Origin of the sequence: Enterobacter sp. CGMCC 5087, assembly GCF_003144775.1 — a bacterium.
GTDB classification, from domain to species: Bacteria; Pseudomonadota; Gammaproteobacteria; order Enterobacterales; family Enterobacteriaceae; genus Enterobacter; species Enterobacter cloacae_M.
Genome location: NZ_QFXN01000097.1, coordinates 1 through 3,919, shown reverse-complemented (window position 1 = coordinate 3,919; position 3,919 = coordinate 1). Strand labels below are relative to the sequence as shown.

Annotated in this window: 5 protein-coding genes; all 5 read left to right on the top strand. The window is 44.6% G+C overall.

Annotated features, from left to right (window positions below; translation table 11 throughout):
* On the top strand, positions 1 to 689 hold a 689-nt coding region (locus DEO48_RS09440; RefSeq protein WP_258306082.1), incomplete at its 5' end, for a hypothetical protein.
* Between the two features lie 10 nt (positions 690 to 699).
* A complete protein-coding gene (locus tag DEO48_RS09435) occupies positions 700 to 1,812 on the top strand; it encodes an ImmA/IrrE family metallo-endopeptidase (RefSeq protein WP_109844996.1) in 1,113 nt (370 codons plus the stop codon).
* A 466-nt stretch (positions 1,813 to 2,278) separates the two neighbouring features.
* Positions 2,279 to 2,506, top strand: a complete 228-nt coding sequence (locus DEO48_RS09430) for a hypothetical protein (protein WP_258306081.1) — start codon at positions 2,279 to 2,281, stop codon at positions 2,504 to 2,506.
* 129 nt (positions 2,507 to 2,635) lie between these two features.
* On the top strand, positions 2,636 to 2,938 hold the full coding sequence (locus tag DEO48_RS09425; protein ID WP_109844995.1) for a Ref family recombination enhancement nuclease: 303 nt from the start codon (positions 2,636 to 2,638) through the stop codon (positions 2,936 to 2,938).
* On the top strand, positions 2,935 to 3,558 hold the full coding sequence (locus DEO48_RS09420; RefSeq protein WP_109844994.1) for a hypothetical protein: 624 nt from the start codon (positions 2,935 to 2,937) through the stop codon (positions 3,556 to 3,558). Before DEO48_RS09425 ends, DEO48_RS09420 begins: the two co-directional genes overlap by 4 nt.
* The last annotated feature ends 361 nt before the right edge of the window (positions 3,559 to 3,919 follow it).

Genomic DNA, 3,919 nt, shown 5'->3' with positions numbered 1-3,919 from the left:
GCGGGTTTTTTTATTGGTTGACAAAAACGGGAATGTGCACCAATATCTTAGTTGACAAAAGTTGGTTTTTGCACGAACAGAACGGAGAGTTATTGATGCAGACCCTTCCATACCCTTGGGAATTCTTTCCTGAGCTTACTGAAGAACGTTTGATCACAATCGCTGAGGAATTGCTTAGGGTTCAGGATATAACTCATGAACAATTATCATCTCCTCTTGATGATAACTATACTCGCGGTGGTTGTACATTTGGCCGACAACGGCAATCTTTGCTGCAGATGTGCGTGCGCAAGACATATGACTGGATGAGGCTACTTAACCCCGGAATGGATCTTACGTTTTCCATTGGACAGGTCCCTATCCGGTTCTTTACAGATGATGCAGATAATCCTAAAAAACGGGGTTTCTTTAAAAGGAATGATGCTGACCAACTCTTTAAAACGGAGGAAACCACACCAACAATGCACCGTTTTGTGGTTGAGAAGCCTGAATTTGAAGGAGAGGGTGGAAAGGTTATTTTTAATGGCTATAACGTGTTTGGGGAGGTCGTCTCGACCTGGACATATGGTTCGAGCCGTGTTGTTATGCTGAACTCTATCGATGATGTGCCTCCAGCACCGGTACCTATCGAGCTAGAACCTATCAGTGCATCCAAGACTGAGAAGGAAAAGAAACAGAATAGCAAATAGTAGGTGAAAAGTGTTTAACGGTACTAATTTAAGACTCGCTCGTCTGTATCACGAGCTATCTCTGGAGCAGGTTGCTGAAAAGGTTGAAAAAACACGCCAATATATTCAGCGATTGGAGTCTGGTTCAGCTGTTCCATCCCCAGAGCTTATTAATAAATTAGCCGAGGTTTTACGGGTAAAACCTGCCTTTTTCGAAAGGCAGGAGCATTCCCCCGTTAATGAAGAGATTGTTCATTTTCGTAAACGGACCTCAACAAGGATGTCGACGAAACTATCAACACTCGCCAAGGCTGAGTTTTATCGTCGTTTTATTCATGTATTCGAATATAATCTTGATTTATCCCCAGTTCGCTTTCCTGAATTTAAAGTTCATACGCAAGAGGATATAGAGCGAGCTGCAGAGAAATGCAGAATTGAATGGGGATTGGGTTTTGGGCCGATTGACAATATGACCCGTCTTGCTGAGAAACTAGGGGCATTTGTTACCTCTTTTGACGCTGTTTCGGATGAAGTTGACGCGTTATCGGTTCCTTTGCGCAGGCCGTTTATTGTTCGAAATACGGCAAAAAAATCACCATGTAGGCAGCGTTTTGATATCGCACACGAGGTTGCTCATTTGATCCTGCATGAGGGGGTTTCAACTGGTGATCGGTTAACCGAATCCCAAGCTAACCGTTTTGCCTCTGCTTTACTGCTTCCCCGAACTGCAATGGCGAAGTATTTTCCAAGACCTGTTGGGGGGAGAATTAATTGGCAAGGGTTAAGTCAGTTTAAATTGACATGGAAAGTAAGCAAAGCGGCCATTGTTTACAGAGCACACCAGTTAGGCCTCTTGACTGATGAGCAATACAAAACAGCGTTTATGGGCCTTAAGCGCAAAGGAGAGGCTATTGATGAAAAAGAGGATCATCTGATACCTCACGAGCGTCCTGAATTGTTCCGTCGAGCTTTAATGTTTCTGCTTGAAGAGCTTGGTTATGATCCCAAACGTATTGCTGATGAAATGGATATCGAAATAGATATTCTTTATGAATTAGCTGGAGATGCTCTCCCTACAACTGAGGGGCTATCTGGAAACTATAATGTTGTGTCGCTTCAGTCATATCGAACACTCAGAGAGTAAATAAAGCCATTGAACCCGCTTCGGCGGGTTTTTCTTACGTTGAGATAGTTTCAATTACTGCTTGCTGGTGGATGTTGATTGTCAGCACGGAACGGCTAAAATCTCATCATTTCTGATACCCTCAATGCACCTACACTCCTAACCCGCTACGGCGGGTTTCTTTTTTCCACGTGATATGAAAGTTTTTTATCGTCACAATAAAAACGTCCAGCTAAAAAACTACAGATTGAAGCGTAAATCCCGCATTGAATCATGAAGATAGCGTGGTGAAGCGTTTCACTATTGCTAACGGTAGGCGTAAGTAACACTTAAACATTAATTGATCGTTATAACAGATCGATAAGTGGTATTTCGATCTGTCTCACCTATTAGACTTAAAGCTGTATTTGGGGTAAATCTTAACCGCGCGCAGGGATAAAAGGGGCGCCCCCTCCTTGGGGATGATTAATTCTTTAGGAAAAAGAATATGACTGCACGTGAGAATATGATTGCGATTTATGTTTCAGAATCGCTGATACCCAATTTACGAGAGCATGTTGGGCCTGTGCTGTTTTACATGGACAATCTTGTGGTCGATGATGGATTTGCATTAGCTAAAGGTGAATGTGTCGTATCTATAGCTAGCTATACTGAAGCGTCTATCATGGCTGGCATACTACCTGGGTCTATTGCTATAATAAGTGAACAGGATTGAACACCCTGAACTGAGTAATTACTGCGCCAGATGAGAGTAGCAAATGGCGCATCAAAAAAGCATTATCTACCCACACCGCACCTACTGGAGCGGTGTATCTGTTTGTTTTTCGCACCCAGGCGGTGCGGCATGAACAAGTCAAAGACCAAAGCCGAAAAACTTCACCTGTCCCGTGTCGCCGGGCTGGGTTGTATCGTTTGTAAAAACCTCGGTCACGAGGACACCCCTGCTGAAATCCACCATTGCAGCAAAGGTACTGGATTATCAGTCCGCGCCGACAACTTCCACGTTATTCCTCTTTGCCATTTTCATCATCGTGCTGGTGGCCATGGAAAAGCCGTGCATGCTGGCCGTCAGACATGGGAAAACAATTTCGGTACCGAAAGCGAATTGCTGGTGCAGGTACTTTATGAATTAGGAGGTGAGGTATGACACCTCGTCAAAGGCGTGCACACACAAAAGCCCTGGAACATGCAGCAGCTGCGCCGCGTAAAAGCTGGCTGGGTAAATATCGGCCATTGACAGACATTCAAAGCGCCTGGGTTAAATCACTTCTTGCCGTGTGGGGGGAGTGCTACGGCGGCAGAACGAAAGAACAGTCTCAAATGAATGGCGGGGGATTCTGGACTGACTTACAGGGTGATGAATGGTCAGAGGCTGCGGCGAAACGGATCACCGACACGATTAAAGGTCTGCGTAAGATTGGGTACCGTGGTGAAGACCTGCTGAAAATGGCAAAAGGTATTCTCTGGCCTAAGCCAACACTGGTGGATGCTCTTAATGACCAAATGAAAAGGGACGATGGCGACTTTGTGGAGAAGTGCATTCTGTCTGCGTTTCAAAGCGATGATCCGGTTTACATCGTTGGTGTCGCTTTTTATGCAGGTCGAAAAAAAGTTAGCGATATAGCGCGATATCTTCTTTCAGTGGCCCCATGGTTAACCCGAAAACAGGCTGAAGACCGTGTGAGGTGGTGTGTATCGCATTTTAACAGTGCCGTATTTCTGTCAATGAAAGCTGAGATAAAAAGGGCTCGTGAAAATAAAACTTGAAAACAGGTAAAAAAAGTCGATAATTCAGTCATGCTTGGCAGAGCTGCACCGTGATGGCAGTGATAATAAGCACCTACAATCTGAAACCTCGCTTCGGCGGGGTTTTTTATTATCTGAATATCCAAAGTGGCTTTACTGGCTGCCTGGTTTCACGATATGCAGAAGGCCCACGCTAGCGCGTGGGCTTTTTGATATCTGGGGGCAGGCTTTTGAGGAACAAGTGAGGGGAAAGTCAGCGCCAGATTAGTTTTGTTTATTTATTGTTACTTTGAGAAATTTAATTGATCGCTGTGAAATGAATTGTTAATGATGCGCTATTGAGATGCTGGTTTTGGTTAAGTAGCATCCATCTCGACTTCTT

Excerpts from the sequence above, each read along its gene's own strand:
- DEO48_RS09430 (WP_258306081.1), top strand. The coding sequence starts at position 2,279 with ATGACTGCACGTGAGAATATGATTGCGATTTATGTTTCAGAATCGCTG.
- DEO48_RS09425 (WP_109844995.1), top strand. The coding sequence starts at position 2,636 with ATGAACAAGTCAAAGACCAAAGCCGAAAAACTTCACCTGTCCCGTGTC.
- DEO48_RS09420 (WP_109844994.1), top strand. The coding sequence starts at position 2,935 with ATGACACCTCGTCAAAGGCGTGCACACACAAAAGCCCTGGAACATGCA.